This is a genomic window from Clostridium peptidivorans (assembly GCF_900205925.1).
In the GTDB taxonomy this organism is placed as follows: domain Bacteria; phylum Bacillota; class Clostridia; order Clostridiales; family Clostridiaceae; genus Clostridium_AK; species Clostridium_AK peptidivorans.
Genome location: NZ_OAOD01000004.1, coordinates 34854 through 57426, shown reverse-complemented (window position 1 = coordinate 57426; position 22573 = coordinate 34854). Strand labels below are relative to the sequence as shown.

The window sequence follows — 22573 nt, the reverse complement described above, 5'->3', positions numbered from 1 at the left end:
GATAATATTAATAAAGAAGTGCCATTGTTATTAAAACTTTGGCACTTTAAATTTTATTTTCTATTTCAAATTTTCATTGTGTTTTTTCATAAAAAAGATAGACTTCAATAAGCCTATCTTTTAAACAACAACTTCGAATATATTTTTATCCTTTACTAGATATCCAAACATATGCCCTAAATCTATAATAGGATTATTTATATTATATGTTGTTGGTAATCCACTAACTAGTGTATTATACATATACTCATACAGCTCAGAGTTATTCTCAAGATTCTTAATCAAATCATCAAATAAGGTATTCTTCTCTTCTAACAGTAATTTTACAGCTTTTTGTATATCTGTCACTGTCCATTCTCTTTTTTCTTCTGATAACAAATCCTCATCTACTATTTGACATATCCTTGATACTAAAAATGGATATCCACTTGTAATTATATTTCTTTTGCTTCATAAGCCTCATCACAGGCATTTATTAGAAATATTACTGCAACGAATCGTCCTCCTATATACATCCACAAATTTTTACTTTTTCTCATCTTCTAACATTTACTCCTTAACCCAATAGCTATTGCAATCATTTGTTCTTTCAATAAATCCATATTCTATTAAGGCTCTTCTTATAGTTGCATAATCTTCATATATTCTTTTCAAAACTCTATTAATCTCTTTTTCTGAATAAGTCTTTCCTTTAGAAAAATTTTTAACTATCTCTTCTAATACAATAATTTTCTTCTTTGCTTTAGATGGATAGCTCTTCAATGCTCCCGTATCATCCATATAAATTTTTATGGTATCTTCTTTTTCCTTATCCGTAATATTATATCTATCATCTAAAATAGTTGCTGTCTTATGAGGGTCACATATAACCTCTTTTTCTAACTTACTAATTTTTTTCTTTGTACTATTTGTGAGTAAATCCATCATAACTAAAAATAACTTAGCTTGCTTTTCCTTTTCTCTTAGCTTATAACGATGATTCCTAATAGTTGATTGAGCAACTCCAAGCTTTGCTGCAACTTCTTTATCTGATAATCCTTGTGCAATTAGGGTTATTAACTCTCTCTGAACATCTGATACTCCTGTGAAAGCTGAATTCATTCCTAATAAGTACTCAAGCATAGAGCCATGTCTTTCCTCTACGTGAATCTCTGTTGCCTTTTTTGCATCATATAATTCTGATTTTATTTCATATATACGTCCCTTTTGAAATGCCTCTTCACAAATTATACATTTATACTCCTGCTCATTCTCTGTAAATCCTTTTTTTACTTCATCTATTGTTGCACCCCAAAATAATTCATTTGATTTTATATCCATAAAACTCAATTCCTTTCAATATAATTATCTCTCTATTAATATTATATTGATTAATTTAAGATTTGTCTATAAATATATAAACATATTTATTATTAGTCTATATATATCTAAACTTATATCTAAATATCCTAACCACCTTGTTACCTCCTCAACACTTTACTATAATATATAGGTAAGCAATCTCAGAAGGAATTTAAAATATGAAGATGAAAATTCAAAATATGAATATCAGCCTGACGTATTCGTTATGTGTGACGGGAAAACCAGAGGTGAAAAATATATATCCGCTCCAGTAGTTATTTTTGAGGTTTTGTCAAAGGCTACAACAAGTAATGACTTGTTTGTAAAACCATTGATATATGAAAAGTTTGGAGTAAGAGAATATAATATTGTGCACCAAGGCGGTAAGGTTATACAGTACAGTTTAATTGACGGAAGTTATGATGTTACTTCTAATCTTACCCAAAATGATGAGTATACGAGTGTTGTTTTTAATGACTTAAAGTTTCCATTAAGTAATATATTTGATTAGATAACATAAATCAAGCTAGCGAAAGGCTAAAAAACCCATATCACCATTGATATGGGTTTACTTGTCCTCAAAATGAAAATTAAATTAAGTTTGGTTCTGCCCCCGAGGTGATTAATAAAAATCTAAATATCAATTTTAAGACTTCTAATTTGCCCCACAGTTAATCCTGTTTTTTCTGAAATAATTTCTATATCTAAAACACCAATAAGCTTTTTAGCTATACTTATTTTTTCTTCCATTCTTCCTTGTTTTTTTGCTTCAGTTATTATTTCTGTTTTTCTATCCAAATCATCTTCTCTATTTTGCCAAAATGCAATTGCTTCTGAATCAGTAATAAGGTATTCAAGTCCCTTTTGAGTTATTTTGATTTCCATCTCCCTCATAATCCCAAATTTTCCTTTGAATTCTATCATTCCTGATTTCACAAGTTCTTTTACTCTCCAGAATATGTAGTCATCAGAAATTCGTGTTTCACTAAATCCCATTATATTTCCTACAATTCTTGCTGATTTTTTAAATTCCTTTTCTGTATACTTTAATATATCTATATCAAAATAATTTTCATTTACACTTTCTACCTTATCATCTTTAAAAATACGTAGTATTGAATTATCCTTTTTTAATGAATTCCATTGATTTATCAAATCATCATATTCTTTTAATTCAATTTTTCTTTTTATCTTAATAAATTTCTTTAGATCTTCAGGCATAACTTCTGCCACTGCCCTATATGTATATACAATATTTGCAGACTCTTTAATTATATCCGATACATTTATAAGATACATATTCGTGATTCTATCTTTTAAAAGCTCCAAAGTATACAGCATTCCACAAATCTCACTACTACACTCACCATACCATAAATAAATTACATCTGAATCTTTAATCTTTGAAATTTTTTTATAAAATTTGTTATAATTTCCTCTTAGATAATCACTATCATTGGGACAAAGTTCATCTTCTTGATCAATGTTCTTCCACCAATCAATTCTTTTATCTATATCTATACTATTTTCTATTGTTCCTTGTGAAATATCATCACGAAATACAATGACTTCATTTCCTTCTAATAACTTTTTATTTTTAACAGCATATTTTAAGCCTCCACCTGCACTTGGTGAAAAACATATATGAATTATATTTTTCATAAATTCGTCCCTCACATTATCTTATTATCTTATATTCTCTTCAACATTTTACCATATATATCGTATATTATTTCAACTTAATTTTTATAAAATTTATTTACTTTTAATTCTTCATATAATACAATTCATATGGGTGGTTTACTAGCTAAAATTAAATTTATAGATACTAATCACTTTTATTTTTATTAAGTTATTTTGAGTTATTAGAAATTAAAAAATAAAATGAACTTAATAACCATATATACCGAATACCGAATAGCAAACAAAATAAAGGGTAAATTAATTTTAAAATCATTAAAAGCATGTTAGGAGATCTTATTTTGGAAAATATGATAAAAGATAAGAAATATGTACCGGTAATAGAATCAAGACTTAGAAAGAGAATTGTAGAGGTTCCAAAAGAAATATATGATGCAAGTGGTATCAATATTTTTGGAAAAAGAATAAAGTCACTGATTTTTTCAACAGATGTTGCTATAATCAAAAATTGCAATGCAGATGGAGTAATTGCAGTTTATCCATTCACTCCTCAGCTTTCAATAACTCATGCTATTATAGAAGTATCTCCTAGTCCAGTTTTTGTAGGAGTAGGAGGAGGCTTGACATCAGGACAAAGATCCATTGATATTGCTCTTCATGCTGAACTACATGGGGCTTTTGGTGTTGTTTTAAATGCCCCTACGCCAAATGATATTATTACGAAAATGAAAAAGAAAATCGATATCCCTATTGTAATCACTGTGGTATCAGAAAAGGAATGTATTGAAGAAAGGATAAAAGCTGGAGTTTCTATACTTAATGTTTCAGGTGGACCTAAAACAGCTAGTCTTGTCCAGAGCATCAGAACAAGATTTCCATACATACCCATCATTGCCACAGGAGGACCCAATGTAGAAAGTATTCGTAATACAATTAAGGCAGGGGCTAACGCAATTACATATACCCCTCCAAGTACTGCAGAACTTTTCTCTAATATCATGGATAATTACAGAGAAACTCTATAAATAATATTAATACGAATGGCTGATTCTCTTCATCTATAACCTCTCCCCTATATAAAAAACTAAAGGCTAAAGGGATACTACCCTTTAGCCTTTATTAACAATCTAAACTATTTCCATAATGGAAACAGTTGATTCTTTTACAAGTTCTCCAGACTGATAGACATTTTATATATTCATTTGTATAATTTTGTATTTTGAGTTAAAATTATCATAATAGCTAACCGAAGTTAGCAATTCACCAAACTACCACAATTATTCTTTAATAATTATACCATGAAGGTATATCGTCTTTGGAAAACAACTACATAAATTTTGATGTTTTCCTTATATCTACATGATATTTTTATTAGGAGGAATTTTAAAACATGAAAAAATTATCAACAAAAAATTTAGTATTTTCAGGGTTATTTATTGCTCTTGGGCTTATATTGCCCTTTCTCACAGGACAAATTCCAAGCATAGGTAATAAATTACTACCTATGCATATACCAGTTTTAATTAGTGGCTTTGTTTGTGGATGGCCCTACGGTTTAATAGTTGGTTTTATTGTACCAATACTTAGAAGCATAATTTTGGGAATGCCAATTATGTTTCCTGTTGCCCTTGCAATGGCTTTTGAACTAGCTACCTATGGCTGTATATCAGGAATTTTAGGCAATTTATTTCCAAAAAAGAATATTTTTATTTATATATCATTGATTATATCTATGATTTGTGGACGAGTAGTTTGGGGTATTGTTAGCATTTTCTTATATGGAGTAAAGGGTGCTGCATTTACTTGGAAAGTTTTTATGACTGGTGCATTCATCAATGCACTTCCAGGTATTCTTCTTCAAATCATTATTATTCCTATCATTATTGTAACTTTAAGAAAGGCAAGAGTAGTAGAAAATGCATAATATAGTAGACTTTAAAAATTTGTTGTTGAAGCAACATAAACTGCATCCGAAGATGCAAGCTCAAGATAATAAATATTTTAAGGTATTTTCTAAAATTGATTCTCTGTTAAAATCTCATGATACCATGATGATAGCCGTAGACGGAAATAGCGGTTCAGGAAAAAGTACATTAGCTAACCTTTTAAGTGAAGTATATGATTGTAACCTATTTCATATGGATGATTTTTTTCTTAGACCTGAGTTAAAGACAGAAAAGCGATTAAAAGAAGTTGGTGGAAATGTAGATTACGTTAGATTTAAAGAAGAAGTTATCACTGGACTTAAAAGTGGACAGGAGTTTAAATATCAAATATATGATTGTAAACAAATGGCACTAACTGAATGTATATCAGTAATTCCTAAAAGGCTTAATATTATCGAAGGTTCTTATAGTATGCATCCTACTTTAATAGATAGCTATGACTTAAAAATATTTTTGCATATTGAACCAGAAGAACAAAGCCTTAGAATTTTAAAAAGAAATGGTCCTATAATGCACAAACGCTTCCTTTGCGAATGGATTCCCTTAGAAAATGAGTATTTTAAAGAGATGAAGATTCCCGAGCACAGCGACTTAGTTTTTTAAATTTAAACTATATAAAAATAAGGCTGCAAAAATTTTGCAGTCTTATTTTTTACAATCACCTGTTTTTTCTTTAATAATTTCCTTTACCTGCTCTATTGCTAGTCCAATATACTCGCTGAGAGGTAAATTTTTTACTCCTACTACCTTATTATTACACCTATTTACTGGAATCAAAATTCTTTGTGCCCTGCTTTGGGCAATAGCTAGAGCCATTGATGGAGTTATTTCTCCCAAAAGAGAATTTGCAATTATAATTCCTACAGGACCGATTATTATATCAGCATCGCTGGAGTTATATACCACCGGATTTTCTCCAGTCGCTCCAAAATCCGCCCCTGCTTTAAGCATAGCAGAGGTAGCTATACTATTGGTACCAAGTGCAATAATCTCATATTCAGGTAAAATTTTTTTAAGCCCTTCTACAATTAACTTACCCATTTTCCCACCCTGACCGTCTATTACAAGTATTTTCAATTTTATCCCCCCAACATTTTATATAAAATATTATATCATGTGTGTAAAATTCCAATCTATGGTTTATGCCAAATACGTATTTTTTACTGTAAATAATCTCTATATATATTTTTCCTTTCTATTTAATAATATATATATACATGTATCTACAATTATCTCCCTTTTCAAATAAGATATTTTTATACTAAAATATCTTATTACCCATTGATTTCTCTATTGTATAATGTTTTCATTCAATAGCATATACTAATTTCGAAAAATGTAGCATATTGCATATAAAAAAAATGGATTATAGTATAGAATTTAACATATGATTGCTATATAATATATTATATGGTTTAAATTTAAAACTATTGAAAATGAGGGATGGAGAGTATGACCTTATATGATGAAAACAACATTAATATTATAAAAAACGATTTAAGATATTTAAAGTTATTAAGCACAAAATATCCTACTATATCTTCAGCTAGTAGTGAAATAATTAATCTTCAATCTATATTAAATCTTCCTAAGGGTACAGAACATTTTATTAGTGACATACATGGTGAATATGAGTCTTTTACTCACATGCTTAAAAATGCTTCTGGGGTTATCAAAAGAAAACTTGATGAAATATTTGGTACATCTTTAATGGAAAGAGAAAAGGCAAGCCTCGCCACTTTAATATATTATCCTGAAGAAAAAATGGAGCTACTTAAAAGAACAGAGCAGGATTTAGAAGAATGGTACAAGATTACTTTATACAGACTTATTCAAGTTTGTAAAACAGTATCCTCAAAGTATACAAGATCTAAAGTTAGAAAAGCTTTACCTAAAGATTTTTCATATATAATCGAAGAACTTTTAAATGAACAAATTGATAGAATTAATAGACAAGAATATTACACAGGCATAATAGATACCATAATAGACATTGGCTGTGCTAGTGAATTTGTGGTTGCTTTATCTAAAGTTATTCAAAGACTTGTTGTGGATAGACTTCATATTATTGGCGATATATACGATAGAGGTCCTGGTGCTGAAATAATAATGGATGCTTTAATGAATCATCATTCTATAGATATTCAATGGGGAAACCATGACATCATTTGGATGGGAGCAGCTTCAGGCTCTAAAACTTGCGCTGCTAATGCCCTGAGAGTAAGTTTAAGATATGCAAACCTTAGCAGTATTGAAGATGGCTATGGCATAAATCTGCTACCTCTTGCTACCTTTGCTCTAGAAATTTACGGCAATGATCCTTGCAAATACTTTATTCCAAAAACATTAACTAAGAAACTTTCGGAAAACGAAGTCTCCCTTTTAGCTAAGATGCATAAAGCAATAGCAATTATTCAGTTTAAACTAGAAGGACAAAAGGTTAAAAGGCATTCTGAATTTGAAATGGATTATATGCTGCTTTTAGATAAGATGGATCTAGAAAATAAAACTGTAACCGTAGATGGAAAAACTTATCCATTAAGAGATACTAATTTCCCTACATTATTTAAAGATGATCCATACAAACTAACTCCTGAAGAAGAAGAGTTAATAAACAAACTTACTCACTCATTTGTTAATAGTGAAAAGCTTCAAAGGCATATAAGATTTTTATACAGTAAAGGCAGTCTGTATCTTGTATATAACTCAAATATATTATTTCATGGATGTATTCCTCTTGATGAGAACGGAGAATTTAAAACTGTCAACTTTGAAGGAAAAGATTACAAAGGTAAATCTCTATTAGATATGTTTGATCGTTATGCAAGGGAGGCATATTTTTATAAAAAAGATGAGAATGTTAAAAATTATGCTATGGACATGATGTGGTATCTTTGGTGCGGACAACATTCCCCCCTATTTGGTAAAAATAGAATAACCACCTTTGAAAGATACTTTATTGAAGATAAATCAACTCATATAGAAGAAAAAAATACTTACTATAAGCTAATGAATGATGAAGAGTTAAGTAATAGAATTTTTGAAGAATTCCATTTAGATAAAGATTGCTCTCACATTATAAATGGACACATTCCTGTAAAAACAATACGAGGTGAAAGTCCAATAAAAGCAAATGGCAAGCTTTTAGTAATTGATGGAGGTTTTTGTAAGGCTTATCAACCTGAAACAGGAATTGCAGGCTATACTTTAATTTATAATTCCTATGGATTTCTGCTAACTTCTCATGAACCTTTTGACTCTATTAAAAAGGCCATTGAAGAAGAAAAGGACATCTTATCCTCTACAATAATTGTAGAGCATGGTATGCAAAGAAAAAGAGTAGCAGATACTGATATAGGTAAAGAAATTACTTTTCAAATAAAAGATTTAGAAAAGCTACTTATAGCTTATAGAAAAGGCCTAATTGACGAACAAGTTTAACGTGGCAAGTGTTAAATAAAAGGTGAATCCGCTTGGATTCACCTTTCTTATTATTATTTTTGAAATTTTATTTCAGATAGTTCTTTAAACATATTATCTTCTTCTTTGAATGTATCATAAGTTTCTTTAATGATTTCTTGCTTTTCCACATCCTCAATAACAGTTTGTTGTTCTTCTTTAATTTTTCCTTGAATTTTAATATCTTTGTTTAAAATTTTAATATCTTTATATAAGAAAATACCAGTAAGTATTACAGAAAGTAAATCTGATATAGGTGCACTTGCCCATACACCATCTAGCTTAAATATTGGTGGTATTATGAGTAGTATTGGTATAAGTATAAGCACCTGTCTAGATAAACTTAAAATTATTGATATCTTCGCTTTTCCAATAGCTTGAAAATAATTAGAACTTACTATTTGAAACCCTATTATAGGTAAAAACATCATATCTATTCTTATTCCTCTGGCTCCTATTTCAATAAGCTGTGTGTCATTTTTATTAAATAGCCCTATAAGCTCTCTTGGAAATGACTGTATTATTATAAATCCCACTGTAGATGTTACCATTGCTGCTAAAATGGCAAGTTTTAAAGCTTTCTTTACCCTAGCATAATTTTTAGCTCCATAGTTATAACCTATTATAGGTTGAACTCCTTGATTTATACCAAATATAGGCATAAAAAACAACATTATGATACTGTTAATTATCCCCATAGCTGCTACAGCTAAATTTCCACCATAAGCTAGAAGGCTCTTATTGTAAATTGTTATAACCACACTTGATGCAATTTGCATTGCAAATGGTGACATTCCTATAGCAAGTATGTGTTTTATAGTTTCAAGTCTTAATTTAAAGTTTTCCTTGTGGAATTTTAATGTACTTCTACCACTTATAAAATGTGCAAGTACCCAAATTGAAGAAATGCCTTGTGAAATTATAGTAGCAATAGCTGCTCCTTGAACTCCCATATCAAATATAAATATAAATATAGGGTCAAGTATTGTATTTATGATAGCTCCTATAAGCATAGTAGCCATAGCAGTACGCGGACTACCTTCTGAACGTATTATATTATTCATACCAAAGCCTATATTTTGAAGCACCGCTCCTCCAATAATATATTTCATATAATCTCTTGCATATCCAAGCGTTTCACCACTTGCACCAAATATAATTAATAATTTATCTAAAAACAACAACCCAAAAGTTGTAAACATTAAAGATAATATTATATTTAGCACTAACGCATTTCCAAGTATTTTTTCTGCTGAATCTTTATCTTTCTCACCAAGTTTTATAGAAATCATGGCAGAAGATCCTATACCAACCAGCATTCCAAATGCCATATTTATAATTGATAAGGGGAATCCTGCAGCAAGTCCTGAAAGTGCTAAAGAACCTACCCCTCTTCCTATGAATATTCGATCCACCATATTATAAAGACCATTTACTAACATACCAATAATTGCAGGCAATGAAAATTTAAATAAGAGCTTACCTATGCTCTCTTCCCCTAGTTGTTTTGAGCGATCCATAACTTTCCCCATCCCCTTTTCCAAGTTTAGACATATAGTATATCATTATATAATAAATTAATATTTTTATCAAACCTTACTTTTCAAATAATAGTTAATAGATAATAATTAAGAAAACCTCTCAACGTATTGAGAGGCACCAATTAATTTTCATCCCAATTTTTATAGCATTGCTGCTAATATAAGCATTTCTTCATTACTTTTATATATTTGATTAAATTGCTTTAATGGGAGAGGATTTTTTCCCCATCCTACTTCTATAGTATATCCCGGCCTTTTAAACTTATCTATGAACCAATCTTTGTAACCTGCATAGGAAGCGATTCCTATTACCTCTCCTAATTTATATCCGCTTACCTCTGAAAAAATCTTTCCTATTGATCTTGCTATTGGTGGGGTTGAATTCCCATATTGCCAGTATATTTCCTTTCCTTGGCTATGATAGGCCATGACAAGCTTAAAATCTTCTTTCCGTGTAAAGTCTGCTAAAGCTTTCGTTTCTGGTTCCGACTCAGGACATTCTCCAGAGTAACGAGTAGGCCCTGGTCCTACTATACAATGCTCTTTTTCTGCTTTTTTAGAAAGATCAAAGGAAGCATCATAATTATGATTTAAGTCCACCCCTCTTACATTAGCCTGCCATACTTTTGAAAAATCTGTACTTTCATTATTCCACTTTAAAAGTTCATTATAATAAGGATTACTTTTTTTCAAACCATTTATAACTAGATCTACTCCATCGGGATTTACCATAGGAACTATATAAATGGTAGACTTTTTAAATAACTCTCTTATATCATATCCTCTTATTTGTTTTCCATTTTTATAAGCTTTGCAAATATTTTCCGTAAATTTCATAAGTAACAATGAAGTTATCCATTCAAGTCCATGGTGAGTTCCATTATAAAGTACTTTATTAGGTCCATCACCAAACTTAATATAATGTAAATCTCTTCCACATACACTTGCTCCTATTTTTCCTACAGTTATAAACGGATACTTCATCTTCAAGTAACCTATATCTCTTTCTAATAGATCATATGAATATTCTTTATTTGTTCCTACTATAGGATTTTTAGGTTTTATTTTACATATACTTTTCATAAAATTTCCCCTTTTTATCACTCCATTATCAGTTTATTTTGACATTATAAAATATATGAAAGAAAAAAGAAGAAATCTAATGATAAAGCTTTGCAAACCCTTTACATATTAATATTATTTTATTATATTAATTAATAGCGATACTTTTTTGTAACCACTTCTTATATTAATTATACTATAATATATAAGGTAACATTTTAACTCAAGTTGAGATGTACTGATTTATAACAAAATTAGAGAGTTATGTGAATTATGCAAGGTATACAACTTAAAATAAATTATACTGGAGGTATTTAACCTTGAAGAGAAGAAAAAAGAAATTTAACTCTAAAAGATTTGCACTGTCCCTTACTGTAATTGCACTATTATCTGGCGTTTTAACTGTGTCCGTAAAAAAGTTTCTACATAAGGATACTAATGCTTATGCAACTGTTCAGGAGGAAACTAAGAAAGAAGTAAAAGACGAAAAAGAAAATGTACAAGCCCCTTCTGCTAATGAAGAAAATAAAAATACTTCATCAGATAAAAGTGGACAAAGTTCTTCTAGCGGTGTAGCAGCTGGAACTACAACTAATACAGATACAAATTCTTCTACTAATAGTTCTTCCAATAATACAAATGCTACAACTAATAATTCAACTTCATCTAATAAGGAAGTTAATAAGGCCTTTTTTAATACCTCAATGTTTTTAGGAGATTCTATTACAGAAGGAATGTGGTATTATGGAGCACTAGATACAGCTCATGTTATTGCTAAAAAGGGACTTTCAGTATTTCACGCTACAAATGAAGTGGAGCGTTTAACTGCATCAAACCCTAAAGATATATATATATTACTTGGTAATAATGATTTAGTGGACAAGAACCTTACACCTGAAAAATTTACAAATCAATATGGTGTTTTAATAGATTCTATAAAAAGCAAAGTTCCAAATACTAAAATACATGTACTTTCTATTTTACCTGTGACACAAGCTGCTGAACATAAAAATCCAGCTTTTGCAAACTCTCGTATTAATACATTTAACGCTGCACTACAAAGTCTTGCATCTGAAAAGGGAGCTGACTATATAAATGCTAGATCAATAGTTGACAGTAATCCAAGTTTACACGAACAAGATGGTATACATTACAAGCCTAGTTTTTATAATTTACTTCTAGATTATATAAGACAGCACAAATCGAGCCAAGGTAACTAATTTTTACAAAGGAGAATGATAAAAATGATAAGAAATTTTAAAAAATCTAAAGTAACTTTATTATCCCTACTATTATTGCTTGTATTAGCTATAGGAAGCCTTTATGGATGTTCTTCAAAAAAAGCTGCTAAAAGTCCATCTGTAGATGAAATCGTAGCAAAGGTAAAGGGTGCTACTGATATTTCACAGATGCCAGAAGTAGATGCTGAAAAATTAAAGATGTTATATGACATAGATGCAGCTGATTTAGAAGGTTTTAAAGTTTATATAGCTCCTTCTAATATAAAAGCTGATGAACTTGCTATAATTAAAGTTAAAGATGAAAAAAAAGTAGCTGAAATAAAAGATAAGGTGGCTAAAAGAGTAGAAAATCAGGGTGCAAGCTTTAAAGATTATCTTCCTGAAGAATACTCTTTGATCCAAAATCATGTATTAAAAACTCAGGGCAATTATGTATTTTTAGCAATTTCAAAGGATGCTGAAAAGATGGAAACTGCCTTTAATGAATCTTTTAAATAACTTAAACTAATGTTTTAGGAGGAGACTATTTTGGTTTTTAGTAGTTTATTATTTATATTTGTATTTTTGCCAATAACACTTTTATCTTACTATTTAGTACCAAAGTCTCTGAAGAACTTAGTAATACTTATATCAAGTCTTATATTTTATGCTTGGGGAGAACCTGTTTATATTTTTCTAATGATGTTCTCCACAATCTTCAATTACATAATTGGATTAATAATAAACAAATATAAAACATGCAAGAGAATTTCTCTTGCAGTTTTTATATTGTCTATAGTTGTAAATTTATCCATTCTAGGCTTCTTTAAGTATTATGGTTTCTTCATAGATAATTTAAATGCACTATTTAATCTTAGTATAGAAGCAAAGAAATTATCATTACCACTGGGAATTTCTTTTTATACTTTCCAAACTATGTCATATGTAATTGATGTGTACTGGGGTAAAACTCCTGTCCAAAAGAATATTATATCCTTTGGAACTTACATAACCATGTTTCCTCAACTTGTTGCAGGTCCTATCGTTAAATATGAGGACGTGGAAGAGCAACTTAGAAATAGACGTGTTACATTAGCTAAATTTGGTTCTGGAGCTGAAATGTTTATTATAGGTCTTTCAAAGAAAGTTCTTTTAGCTAATAATATAGGAATACTTTGGCGAGCTATTAAGGCCACTCCTATGGGTGAGCTTCCAATATTATCAGCTTGGCTTGGAATAATAGGCTTTACATTTCAAATATACTATGACTTTAGTGGATACTCTGATATGGCTATAGGCCTTGGTAGAATGTTTGGCTTTGAACTTATGAAAAACTTTGATTATCCTTATATTTCAAAAAGTATAACTGAGTTTTGGAGAAGATGGCATATATCTTTAGGTTCTTGGTTTAGAGAATATGTATACATACCTCTTGGAGGAAATAGAGTAGGTCCTATAAAAAGATACAGAAACTTATTTGTGGTTTGGTTTCTAACAGGATTTTGGCATGGAGCCAACTGGAACTTTATACTTTGGGGATTATACTTTGGAGTTATTTTGGCCTTAGAAAAGTCATTTATTTTAAAATGGCTTGAAAATAAACCTAAGATAATAGCTCATGCTTATGCTCTTCTACTCATAGTATTTGGATGGATATTATTTGAATTTGAGAATATGAGTTTAGGATTAGAGTTTATTAAAGCATTATTTGGTTTTGGAAATCGTACTTTTATGGATACTACTACCCTTTACTATATTTCAAATAATCTTATACTATTTATACTACTTATACTTTGTGCAACTCCACTACCATGGAAGCTTATGCAAAAGTTAAAAGGAAAAGTTAAATTTATTGGAGCTATACTTATTCCTATTATTTATCTTTTACTTATATTTATTTGTACTTCATATTTAGTAAATGCGAGCTATAATCCATTCCTATACTTTAAATTTTAGGAGGTGATACCTTTGAGAAAATACAAGAATGTATATAAATGCGTATTAGGATTCTTTATATTCTTATATATAGTTGTTATATTTGCAAGTAACATAGTAACAGCAGATAAGAGTTTCTCTGAATCTGAAAATAGATCACTACAACAGAAGCCTAAGTTTTCTATGGATCGTTTAATAGAAGGAAAATATACCTCCAGCTATGAAAAATATATTTCTGATCAATTTGTTGGGAGAGATTTTTGGATAGGAGTAAAATCTACTACGGAAAAACTTCTAGGAAAAACAGAAAATAATGATGTGTACTTAGGCAAAGATGGATATTTATTTCAAAAGTTTCCAAAGCCAAGTATTAAAAACTTAGAAAATAAATTAAATACAATAAACAAATTTGCTTCAAATAATAAGGATGCTAATATATACTTTATGCTTGCCCCAAACTCTACAAAGATACTGGAAGATAAACTTCCTTCCTATGCCTCTCCCGCTGACCAAAAGTATTATATAGATCAGGTTAGCCACAAACTAGGTAAAGATATAAAGTTTGTTAATGTATTTGATACTATGAATTCCAATAAGGATAAGTATATATATTATAAAACAGACCATCACTGGACAACAGAAGGTGCTTTTTATGCCTATGAAGATTTAGGTACATATATGGATTACTCCCCTCTTAAAAAAGAGGATTTTAATATTACAAAGGTTAGTGATCAATTCTACGGAACTTTGTATTCAAGAAGTGGATTTAGAAATATAGCACCTGATACTGTAGAAGTCTATACCCCTAAGGCAGAAAAACATTATAAAGTTTGGTACTCTGATGAAAAAAAAGAACGTGATTCTTTCTTACACTTGGAAAATGCTAATAAAAAGGATAAGTACACCGTGTTTTTTAATAGCAATCATCCACTTGTAAAAATAAAAACTGATATTAACAATCATAAAAAGCTTTTAGTTATAAAAGATTCCTATGCTAATAGTCTTGTACCATTTTTAACAAATCACTATAGTGAAATATATATGGTTGACCCAAGATATTATACAGATAGTATAACAGACCTTGCAAAGGCTAACTCTGTAGATGATATACTTTTATTATATAATGTGAATACATTCTTTGAAGATGCTTCAATAAATACCATACGATAGATAAACTAATAGTTAATAGATTTCTTAATGGAAGTTCTTGCATATGCTAGAACTTCCATTTTTTATTCCGTTACTTTTATCATTTATTTCTTATTAATTTTCATAATGCTATTTTCCAATTATCATTATTTGTGATATAATAATAATTGGAATTATTTCCTATATATTTTTATATATTAATAAGTTGCAAGAGGTGTAATTATGTCTGAAAAAATTATTACCGAAATAAGAGATAAAGCTAGGAAAACTAATGCAGATATTGCCTTTGTGGCAGTAATGGCTGGAATAATTTTTCAACCTCTATGGGAATACTCTTGGATACTTGCTATAACAGGAACTCTTTTTATAAAAGATAACAACCTATAAATAAAAGGGACTTAAATTTTTAAGTCCCTTTTATTTATATATAAATTCATTATATTACTTGTTCTTCTGTCTCTTTACATACCTTCAAATTAGTTTCGTCTTTATATTTGTTTTTAATTTTACTGTATAAATAAAATGGAACTCCTAAAAGCATTAATAAACATCCATATAAAATTACTTCTTTGCCTGAACCACATATTGCCCAGATAGAATACCCAAGTCCTATAAGAGGTACCACGGAGCTTTTTATAAACTTTGCTTTATTAAAGCTTCCTTCTTCTTTATATAGAAACAAAATATCTGCCAGTGTTGTGCAAGCATATACTGGCAGATATGCTAATGCAGATAAAAGAACCATAAAATTAAATGCTGATAATAATGAACCACTATAATTCATAAATAAAAGTACATTTGTAAGCACTGTATTTATTATAAGCGACATATGTGGAGTATTATATTTTGGATGAACTCTTCCAAAAACTTTAGGAAATATATTATCCTTACCTGCTGCATAAGACATACGAGCAGTTGTTAAAATCCATCCTACTGCACTTCCAAAAACACTTACTATTGCTGCAACAAGTATTATTTTTGTTATACCTATTCCTAAATATTGAGCCATTATATCAATTATTGGTGCTGCTGATGCTTTAAGCCCATCTTGTGACATGGCTCCCATCGCTGTAACACTTATAAGAAGGTAAAGTATAACTGTTATACTTATTCCTAGTACTGTACTCAATTTTATATTTCTTTCTGGATTCTTGATTTCTCCAGCATTTATTGTTGAAGTTTCAAATCCTGAAAATGCCCATAAAGTAATTGCTGCTGCTGCCGGTAATGTTTCAATTCCTGCATTCACTGGAAACATAGGCGTAATATTTGCTATGTCAAAATGCCATGCTGAAATACATATAAAAAATATAAATAAAACTAATTTAAATATTGTGGTAAAGGATTGAAAAATCCCTGCGAGTCTTACGCCCTTTATATTTAAAATAGTAAAAATCCAAAGTATTAAACTTGTATATAAAAAAGCTACTGTACCGTTTGTTTTAACTATAGGAAAAAGACTTCCTGTGTAACTCGCAATAGAAGTTATAATAGCAGCATTTCCTATCCAGGAAGCTGTCCAATATAACCATGCATTCATAAATCCTACAAAGCCTCCAAAAGCCAATTTACTATATTCATAAGGCCCACCTGTTTTAGGGATTTTAGTACCAAGTCTTGCAAAAGATAAGGCTAAAAATATAGAACCAAGTCCAGTAAATATCCATGCAAGTATGGTTGATCCAGGCCCTGATATGCTTGCTAGTGATGCTGGCAGCATAAGTATACCTGAACCTATCATATTCCCCGCTACCAATGCAGTAGCCATAAATAATCCCAATTCTTTCTTTAAAACTATGTCCTTTTTCATCTATAAATTTATCCGCCTTCAATAATAAAATAATTAATACCGAATAAATTTATCATAGAGGGACATGCATGTCAATTACTTTTTAATTCTTCTAAAGTAATTCCTTCTAGTTCATTAGAAAGAATCTTTTGTACCTTTTCAAGTCCTTTATGAATTGTACAAAATGAACGTCTATTCGCATTGCATACTCCATCTTTTATTAGACATCTATTTATAGCTATAGGTCCTTCAACAGCTTCTATAATATCTCTTAAATTTATGTCCTTACTTCTTTTAGCAAGCGCATATCCTCCATTTACCCCTCTGTAAGATTTTACCAATTCTGCATGTATAAGCTTTCTTAAAAGTTTTAGCAAGAATCTTAAAGGAATGCAACCTCTTTCTGCTATTGTTTTAGCATCAAGTTTAGCCTCATCCCCTTCTTCTGATAAAATCAGTAATGCCCTTACTGCATAATCCGCTTCCTGAGTAATATTCATATATATCCACCCTTACTTTAAATTTCATACTTATTTAGTTGCTTTTATATTATTATCTATTATTTTAGTTGTCAATATATTATCAATGTATTTAGTAAATAATAGCTAACATTAATTATTCTTTATTATTCATTTATTACTATTTGTTATTCATTCATTAATTATATATAAATTTGAATTTGTATAAAAATTGATGATTTTCATTGTTTTTACTATATTACTAGTATTAAACTAAAAATTTATATAAAAACTAGATATTGTGTATATAATTATAATGTACTACAATATATATTGCTTGCACATTATATTTGCAAGATAATTATAAGCAATTATGCTTCTTAATTCTATTGTATACTAAAACAGTCTTAATTTAAAGGGGGAATTTATGTGCCGTTTTTAAAAGAATTTAATTCTTTAAAACACATAGTAAAAAGATATTATACAAAAGCTCTAGAAAACAATGAAAACTTAACAGTTTATGATTTATTTAGCTGGAAAAAGGTTGATGTATTTTTAAAAGATCATAAAACTTCAAAAGTACTAGTAGATATGAAGGATTTGGAGTTTCCAGAACATTATTCTCAAAATGCTTGTGATATTATTGCTTCTAAGTATTTTAGAAAAGCTGGGGTACCAAATGAGTGTGGCTATGAAAACAGCATGAAAATGGTAGCACATAGAATGGTGAACTTTTGGACAGAAGCTTTAATAAATGAGGGTCTTTTAAAAACTGAAGAGGAAAAATCTATATTTTATGATGAAATGGTATATGGCCTACTTAATCAAATGTATGCCCCAAATTCTCCTCAGTGGTTTAATACAGGGCTTTCTCATTCTTATAATATAAAAGGTAGTAAGCAAGGTTCTTATTATTATGATGAAACTCTTGGCAAAGTAGTTGAAAGTGAAGATAATTACACAAGAACTCAAGCTTCAGCTTGCTTTATACTTTCTGTAGAAGATAAACTTTTAGGATCTCATTCTATTTCAGAACAATATGTAACTGAAACTAAACTTTTCAAAGGTGGTTCTGGTACAGGTAGCAATTTCTCAAGCATTAGAGCTAAAGGTGAAAATCTTTCTGGCGGCGGAATATCTTCAGGTCTTATGAGCTTTTTAAAGGGCCTAGATCGTAATGCTGGCGCTATAAAATCTGGTGGCACAACAAGACGTGCTGCTAAAATGGTATGCCTTGATGTAGATCATCCTGAGATAATGGATTTTATAACTTGGAAGGCTCATGAAGAAGAAAAGGTTAAAGCCTTAGGCAAAATGGGTTATGATATGGATATGGACGGTGAAGCTTACGAAACTGTTTCAGGACAAAATAGCAATAACTCTGTGAGATTTTCTGATGAGTTTATGAGCAAAGTAGAAAATTTACATAATGATCATGAAGCAATTATTGATCTTAAGGGAAGAGTTGATGAAAAGCTAGATAAGAATGTTAAAGTTAAAACTTTATGGGATACATTTAATAACTCTGCATGGGCTTGTGCAGACCCTGCTCCTCAATTTTTAGATACATTTAACGCTTGGCACACTTGTCCCGCCGGAGAAGATGGAGTTTATGGTGCTCATTACAACAAAATAAATTCTACTAATCCTTGTGGGGAGTACGCGTTTTTAGATGATACATCTTGTAATTTAGCATCAATAAACCTTTATAAGTTTTATGATGATGAAAAGAAAAATATAGATTTAGAAGGATATGTTCACATTATAGGACTTACTCAACTTATACTTGAAGCTTCAATACACTGGGGACAATTCCCTACAGAAGACATCGCAAGAAAAACATATATGTTTAGAACTACAGGGCTTGGAGTAAGCAATCTTGCATCACTTCTTATGGTGATGGGATACCCATATGATTCTGAAGAAGGAAGAACACTTGCTGCTTCTCTAACAGGAATACTTACAGGGCATTCATATTTTGTATCCTCTTTAATGGCAAAAGAAATTGGAACCTTTGATAAGTATGATATAAATAAGCCATATATGCTTAAGGTTATAAGAAACCACTCAAGAGTTGCTGGTGCTATTAGCACTGACGATAGCGATGCTAATTTAGATTATGAGGATTTAAACTATAATCCTATTAAAATTAATCATGATATACTTTCAAAAGAATGTCTTGAAAATGTAAGTTCACTACTCAAGGAGTGCTGGACTAAGGCTCTTCAAAGCGGTGAAGAATATGGCTATAGAAATGCACAGGTATCTGTTATAGCACCTACAGGAACTATTTCTTTCGCTATGGATTCTGGAGCAACTTCAATTGAACCATTCTTTAGTCATATTGTTTATAAAAAGCTTGTTGGCGGCGGAATGATGACAGTTATAAATCCTGTTATAAAAACTTCACTTAAAAGCTTAGGATATAATGAAGTTCAAATTGGAGATATGATGGATTATATACTTAGAAAAGAACATGACAAAATAATAGATGGGAAAATCGAAGGTGCTCCTCATTTAAAAGATGAACACTTGGCTATATTTGATACTGCAAATCGCTGTGGTAGTGGTGAAAGATATATAAATCCTATGGGACATGTAAAAATGGTGGCTGCACTTACTCCACTTATATCTGGAGCTATCTCCAAAACGGTTAACCTTCCAAAAACTGCTAGAGTGGAAGATTTTAAACAGGTTGTTTTAACTTCTTGGAAGCTTGGAATTAAAGGTATCACTCTTTATAGAGATGGCTCTAAGGCAAGTCAGCCTTTGAATACAAGTTTAAATTCTGATACAGAAGTAAAACTTGAATCTTTAACCTATAATGCATTAGTTGAAAAAGCAAAGGAACTTCAAAAGGGCGTTAAGGGGCCAAGACGCGACAAAGCAGCAGGCATTAGACGTGGCACTACTCACCCTGCTCAGATAAATGACGTTAAAATATACACTACAGTTAATAGACGTGAAAATGGAGAGATATCTGAAATATATATAACTACAGATAGAGAAGGAACTATAATTACTGGACTTTTAAATTCACTATCTAAATCAATTTCAGTAATGCTTCAATACCATGTACCACCTCAGGACATTGCAAGAATGCTTAGAGGTCAAAAATATGAGCCTTATGGCTTTGTGCAGAAGCATCCTTATATTAAGTATGTATCCTCTATATCAGACCTTATAAGTAAGATTATAGATATAGAACTTGCTGATTATTCAAGGTGTCAGGTAAAACCTGAAAGCTACGACTTAAATACAAATAAAACAAATATAATTTCAACTGAAGATATCATTGAAGATCAGAAAACTACTGATTGCCCTGAAATAATTGGTACAGCTTCATCTTCAGCAACATTAGAGGCAAGCTTTACAACTTTTGGTGGTGAAAAGGTGGATGGAGAAAGAGTTTATGGTTCCACTTGCCCTCATTGTTCCAGCACCAGAATGGTTAGAAATGGAACGTGCATGGTTTGCTTAGACTGCGGCTCCACTACTGGATGCAGCTAAAAAGGAAATTACAACATTTTTAATATTTAATTTATAGTATGGGATTTACATTTAGGAAAGCGGTTCGCTGCGCAAAGAAGCTCTAATATTTCTACAATGTAAATCCCATACTATTATTCAATATTAAAAATATCATTCATGATTACTGACTGAAGGATTAAAATTATTAAAATAGCAGTATAAATATTTATTACTTAATAAGCGATTATATATAAAGTTCATTTTTTTCTCAACATAGCCCAATGTGGTTAATCCTTTTTCAACAACTTTAAATCCGTATCTTTCATAATTATATGGTTCTTCTAATTTAAATATTTTTTTAGGTATAAAATCACCCCGCTAAATAGATTTTACAACATTCTGTTTAGCTGTTTCTACTTAATGGGGCTCTCTTCAGGCCACTGTCTTTTGCTTTACTAATGTATCTTCACATCAAGCAAATCTAATACAAACATAAATAATGGAATCCCTATTAGCAGTCCCCAAGCTCCCATAAAGTGTTCAGAAACTATCAATATTATAAAAGTAAAAAATATAGGCAGTTTTATCTTTGCAGACATGAGGTTTGGATTTAAGATATACGTTTCAAAGCTATGAATTATTGCTACCATAATTATAACGTAGAAAACTTTAGTTAAGCCTCCAATTTCAAACGCAACGAGACATAAAGGGAATAGAGAGATAATGACTCCTGCCACTGGTATTAGGCTCAGTATAAATATAATGAATCCTAATGTAATCAATTGTGGAAAGTGAAGCACATATAACATAACAACAGAAATAATAGTGTTAACCAGAGCAATAACAATTTGTGCTTGAAAAACTTTACCAAAAGAATTCAAAAAGTTATTGCCAAAAAAACTAAAATACTTATATAATGAAGATATTTTGCTATTTTTAAATCTCCTTAAAAAACAAATTACTTTTCTTTTTTCTAACATAAAGAATAGACTTAACATAATTGCAATAAATATATTCATGCTCCATTTCCCAATATTTGTAGTCAGTTGCAAAGTAAAATCAAATCCGGATTTAATATAATTCTTAAAATCAATTTTCTCAAAAATGTAAATTACATACTTTTGTATAAAATTAGAGTTCGTGGTTGAATCAAAATCATAATTCATAACTTTATTTACAATATTTCTACTTTGAATCATTAGTTGAGGAACATATTTAACTATTAATAAAGTAATGGATAAAAATAAGAAAAAATAGAGAATAATTGTTACAAATTTTTGCTTAATAGCTGTGTCAATATGCAGCTTTTCAATTATTAAATTTTGAAGGCTATTCATTAAATATGTAAATAAAAATGTCAGTAAAAATAAATCTAACATTGATCTACCTAAATAAAAGAACAGTACAATAATAATGAATGATAGAAACATCTTTGTAGACTCTTTTGAAAAAAATTCTTTCAAGAAACTCATGAAATATTCTCCTTACGTAATAAAATTTTTATGATACAGTAACTTCCAGTTTATATTATAACCTGGAAGATCGCAGCAATAACTGTATA

General features: G+C 30.1%; 18 protein-coding genes and 2 pseudogenes. 11 read left to right on the top strand and 9 right to left on the bottom strand.

Translation table 11 applies throughout. From position 1 onward, the window contains the following. Positions 1 to 120 precede the first annotated feature (120 nt). Both CRN98_RS04930 and CRN98_RS04925 read right to left on the bottom strand, forming a co-directional pair. Positions 121 to 378, bottom strand: coding sequence for a hypothetical protein (locus CRN98_RS04930; protein ID WP_097026308.1), 258 nt, complete (start codon positions 376 to 378; stop codon positions 121 to 123). Positions 379 to 549: 171 nt separating this feature from the next. Next, positions 550 to 1320 (bottom strand): DUF2087 domain-containing protein, encoded by a 771-nt coding sequence (locus tag CRN98_RS04925; RefSeq protein WP_097026307.1) that lies wholly within the window; start codon positions 1318 to 1320, stop codon positions 550 to 552. 226 nt (positions 1321 to 1546) lie between these two features. On the opposite strand from CRN98_RS04925, the pseudogene CRN98_RS04920 reads away from it, so the two are divergent. Then, positions 1547 to 1852, top strand: a pseudogene (locus tag CRN98_RS04920) (Uma2 family endonuclease); the annotation flags it as partial. Between the two features lie 122 nt (positions 1853 to 1974). Here the strand turns inward: CRN98_RS04920 and CRN98_RS04915 are convergent. Further along, entirely contained in the window at positions 1975 to 3003 is a 1029-nt protein-coding gene (locus CRN98_RS04915) for a DUF1835 domain-containing protein (RefSeq protein ID WP_097026305.1), read from the bottom strand. A gap of 329 nt (positions 3004 to 3332) precedes the next feature. Between CRN98_RS04915 and CRN98_RS04910 the strand changes: the two genes are divergently transcribed. The 3 genes from CRN98_RS04910 (at position 3333) to CRN98_RS04900 (ending at position 5531) form a co-directional block, all read left to right on the top strand. Further along, a complete protein-coding gene (locus CRN98_RS04910) occupies positions 3333 to 4007 on the top strand; it encodes a beta/alpha barrel domain-containing protein (RefSeq protein WP_097026469.1) in 675 nt (224 codons plus the stop codon). A 365-nt stretch (positions 4008 to 4372) separates the two neighbouring features. Next, positions 4373 to 4906 (top strand): ECF transporter S component, encoded by a 534-nt coding sequence (locus tag CRN98_RS04905; protein WP_097026304.1) that lies wholly within the window; start codon positions 4373 to 4375, stop codon positions 4904 to 4906. Continuing rightward, positions 4899 to 5531, top strand: a complete 633-nt coding sequence (locus tag CRN98_RS04900) for a uridine kinase family protein (RefSeq protein ID WP_242960834.1) — start codon at positions 4899 to 4901, stop codon at positions 5529 to 5531. The genes CRN98_RS04905 and CRN98_RS04900 overlap by 8 nt, the downstream gene beginning before the upstream one ends. Before the next feature lie 42 nt (positions 5532 to 5573). Here the strand turns inward: CRN98_RS04900 and CRN98_RS04895 are convergent, their stop codons facing one another. Next, the gene (locus CRN98_RS04895) at positions 5574 to 6005 is read right to left on the bottom strand and encodes a DUF3842 family protein (protein WP_097026303.1); all 432 of its coding nucleotides are present in this window, start codon (positions 6003 to 6005) and stop codon (positions 5574 to 5576) included. A 375-nt stretch (positions 6006 to 6380) separates the two neighbouring features. On the opposite strand from CRN98_RS04895, the gene CRN98_RS04890 reads away from it, so the two are divergent. Then, complete coding sequence (locus tag CRN98_RS04890) at positions 6381 to 8369, top strand: fructose-1,6-bisphosphatase (RefSeq protein WP_097026302.1); 1989 nt, start codon at positions 6381 to 6383, stop codon at positions 8367 to 8369. Between the two features lie 53 nt (positions 8370 to 8422). On the opposite strand, the gene CRN98_RS04885 is transcribed toward CRN98_RS04890, so the two are convergent. Next, entirely contained in the window at positions 8423 to 9907 is a 1485-nt protein-coding gene (locus CRN98_RS04885; protein ID WP_179631929.1) for an MATE family efflux transporter, read from the bottom strand. A 162-nt stretch (positions 9908 to 10069) separates the two neighbouring features. Continuing rightward, positions 10070 to 10975 (bottom strand): annotated as a pseudogene (locus tag CRN98_RS04880) (M14 family metallopeptidase); the annotation flags it as partial. Positions 10976 to 11310: 335 nt separating this feature from the next. Here CRN98_RS04880 and CRN98_RS04875 point away from each other — a divergent pair. The 5 genes from CRN98_RS04875 (at position 11311) to CRN98_RS17675 (ending at position 15681) form a co-directional block, all read left to right on the top strand. Continuing rightward, a complete protein-coding gene (locus tag CRN98_RS04875) occupies positions 11311 to 12210 on the top strand; it encodes a GDSL-type esterase/lipase family protein (protein ID WP_097026299.1) in 900 nt (299 codons plus the stop codon). Between the two features lie 24 nt (positions 12211 to 12234). Continuing rightward, positions 12235 to 12729 (top strand): DUF4358 domain-containing protein, encoded by a 495-nt coding sequence (locus tag CRN98_RS04870; RefSeq protein ID WP_242960833.1) that lies wholly within the window; start codon positions 12235 to 12237, stop codon positions 12727 to 12729. Positions 12730 to 12759: 30 nt separating this feature from the next. Beyond that, positions 12760 to 14166, top strand: coding sequence for an MBOAT family O-acyltransferase (locus CRN98_RS04865; RefSeq protein ID WP_097026297.1), 1407 nt, complete (start codon positions 12760 to 12762; stop codon positions 14164 to 14166). Between the two features lie 3 nt (positions 14167 to 14169). Next, positions 14170 to 15315, top strand: a complete 1146-nt coding sequence (locus CRN98_RS04860; RefSeq protein WP_423237084.1) for a DHHW family protein — start codon at positions 14170 to 14172, stop codon at positions 15313 to 15315. Positions 15316 to 15516: 201 nt separating this feature from the next. Next, complete coding sequence (locus CRN98_RS17675; protein WP_179631928.1) at positions 15517 to 15681, top strand: hypothetical protein; 165 nt, start codon at positions 15517 to 15519, stop codon at positions 15679 to 15681. A gap of 49 nt (positions 15682 to 15730) precedes the next feature. Here the strand turns inward: CRN98_RS17675 and CRN98_RS04855 are convergent, their stop codons facing one another. Both CRN98_RS04855 and CRN98_RS04850 read right to left on the bottom strand, forming a co-directional pair. Further along, positions 15731 to 17104 (bottom strand): APC family permease, encoded by a 1374-nt coding sequence (locus tag CRN98_RS04855; protein ID WP_097026295.1) that lies wholly within the window; start codon positions 17102 to 17104, stop codon positions 15731 to 15733. A 71-nt stretch (positions 17105 to 17175) separates the two neighbouring features. Beyond that, entirely contained in the window at positions 17176 to 17583 is a 408-nt protein-coding gene (locus tag CRN98_RS04850) for an RrF2 family transcriptional regulator (protein WP_097026294.1), read from the bottom strand. A 387-nt stretch (positions 17584 to 17970) separates the two neighbouring features. Here CRN98_RS04850 and CRN98_RS04845 point away from each other — a divergent pair, with 387 nt between their 5' ends. Then, positions 17971 to 21051 carry a vitamin B12-dependent ribonucleotide reductase gene (locus CRN98_RS04845; RefSeq protein WP_097026293.1) on the top strand — a complete coding sequence of 1027 codons (3081 nt, stop codon included), beginning with the start codon at positions 17971 to 17973 and terminating at the stop codon, positions 21049 to 21051. A 416-nt stretch (positions 21052 to 21467) separates the two neighbouring features. Here CRN98_RS04845 and CRN98_RS04840 read toward each other — a convergent pair whose 3' ends face one another. Next, positions 21468 to 22484 (bottom strand): AI-2E family transporter, encoded by a 1017-nt coding sequence (locus CRN98_RS04840; RefSeq protein WP_097026292.1) that lies wholly within the window; start codon positions 22482 to 22484, stop codon positions 21468 to 21470. Between the last annotated feature and the right edge of the window lie 89 nt (positions 22485 to 22573).

Coding starts and splice junctions, on each gene's coding strand:
- CRN98_RS04885 (WP_179631929.1), bottom strand. CDS start 9,907: ATGGATCGCTCAAAACAACTAGGGGAAGAGAGCATAGGTAAGCTCTTA.
- CRN98_RS04850 (WP_097026294.1), bottom strand. CDS start 17,583: ATGAATATTACTCAGGAAGCGGATTATGCAGTAAGGGCATTACTGATT.
- CRN98_RS04925 (WP_097026307.1), bottom strand. CDS start 1,320: ATGGATATAAAATCAAATGAATTATTTTGGGGTGCAACAATAGATGAA.
- CRN98_RS04900 (WP_242960834.1), top strand. CDS start 4,899: ATGCATAATATAGTAGACTTTAAAAATTTGTTGTTGAAGCAACATAAA.
- CRN98_RS04870 (WP_242960833.1), top strand. CDS start 12,235: ATGATAAGAAATTTTAAAAAATCTAAAGTAACTTTATTATCCCTACTA.
- CRN98_RS04915 (WP_097026305.1), bottom strand. CDS start 3,003: ATGAAAAATATAATTCATATATGTTTTTCACCAAGTGCAGGTGGAGGC.
- CRN98_RS04910 (WP_097026469.1), top strand. CDS start 3,333: ATGATAAAAGATAAGAAATATGTACCGGTAATAGAATCAAGACTTAGA.
- CRN98_RS04905 (WP_097026304.1), top strand. CDS start 4,373: ATGAAAAAATTATCAACAAAAAATTTAGTATTTTCAGGGTTATTTATT.
- CRN98_RS04855 (WP_097026295.1), bottom strand. CDS start 17,104: ATGAAAAAGGACATAGTTTTAAAGAAAGAATTGGGATTATTTATGGCT.
- CRN98_RS04840 (WP_097026292.1), bottom strand. CDS start 22,484: ATGAGTTTCTTGAAAGAATTTTTTTCAAAAGAGTCTACAAAGATGTTT.
- CRN98_RS04890 (WP_097026302.1), top strand. CDS start 6,381: ATGACCTTATATGATGAAAACAACATTAATATTATAAAAAACGATTTA.
- CRN98_RS17675 (WP_179631928.1), top strand. CDS start 15,517: ATGTCTGAAAAAATTATTACCGAAATAAGAGATAAAGCTAGGAAAACT.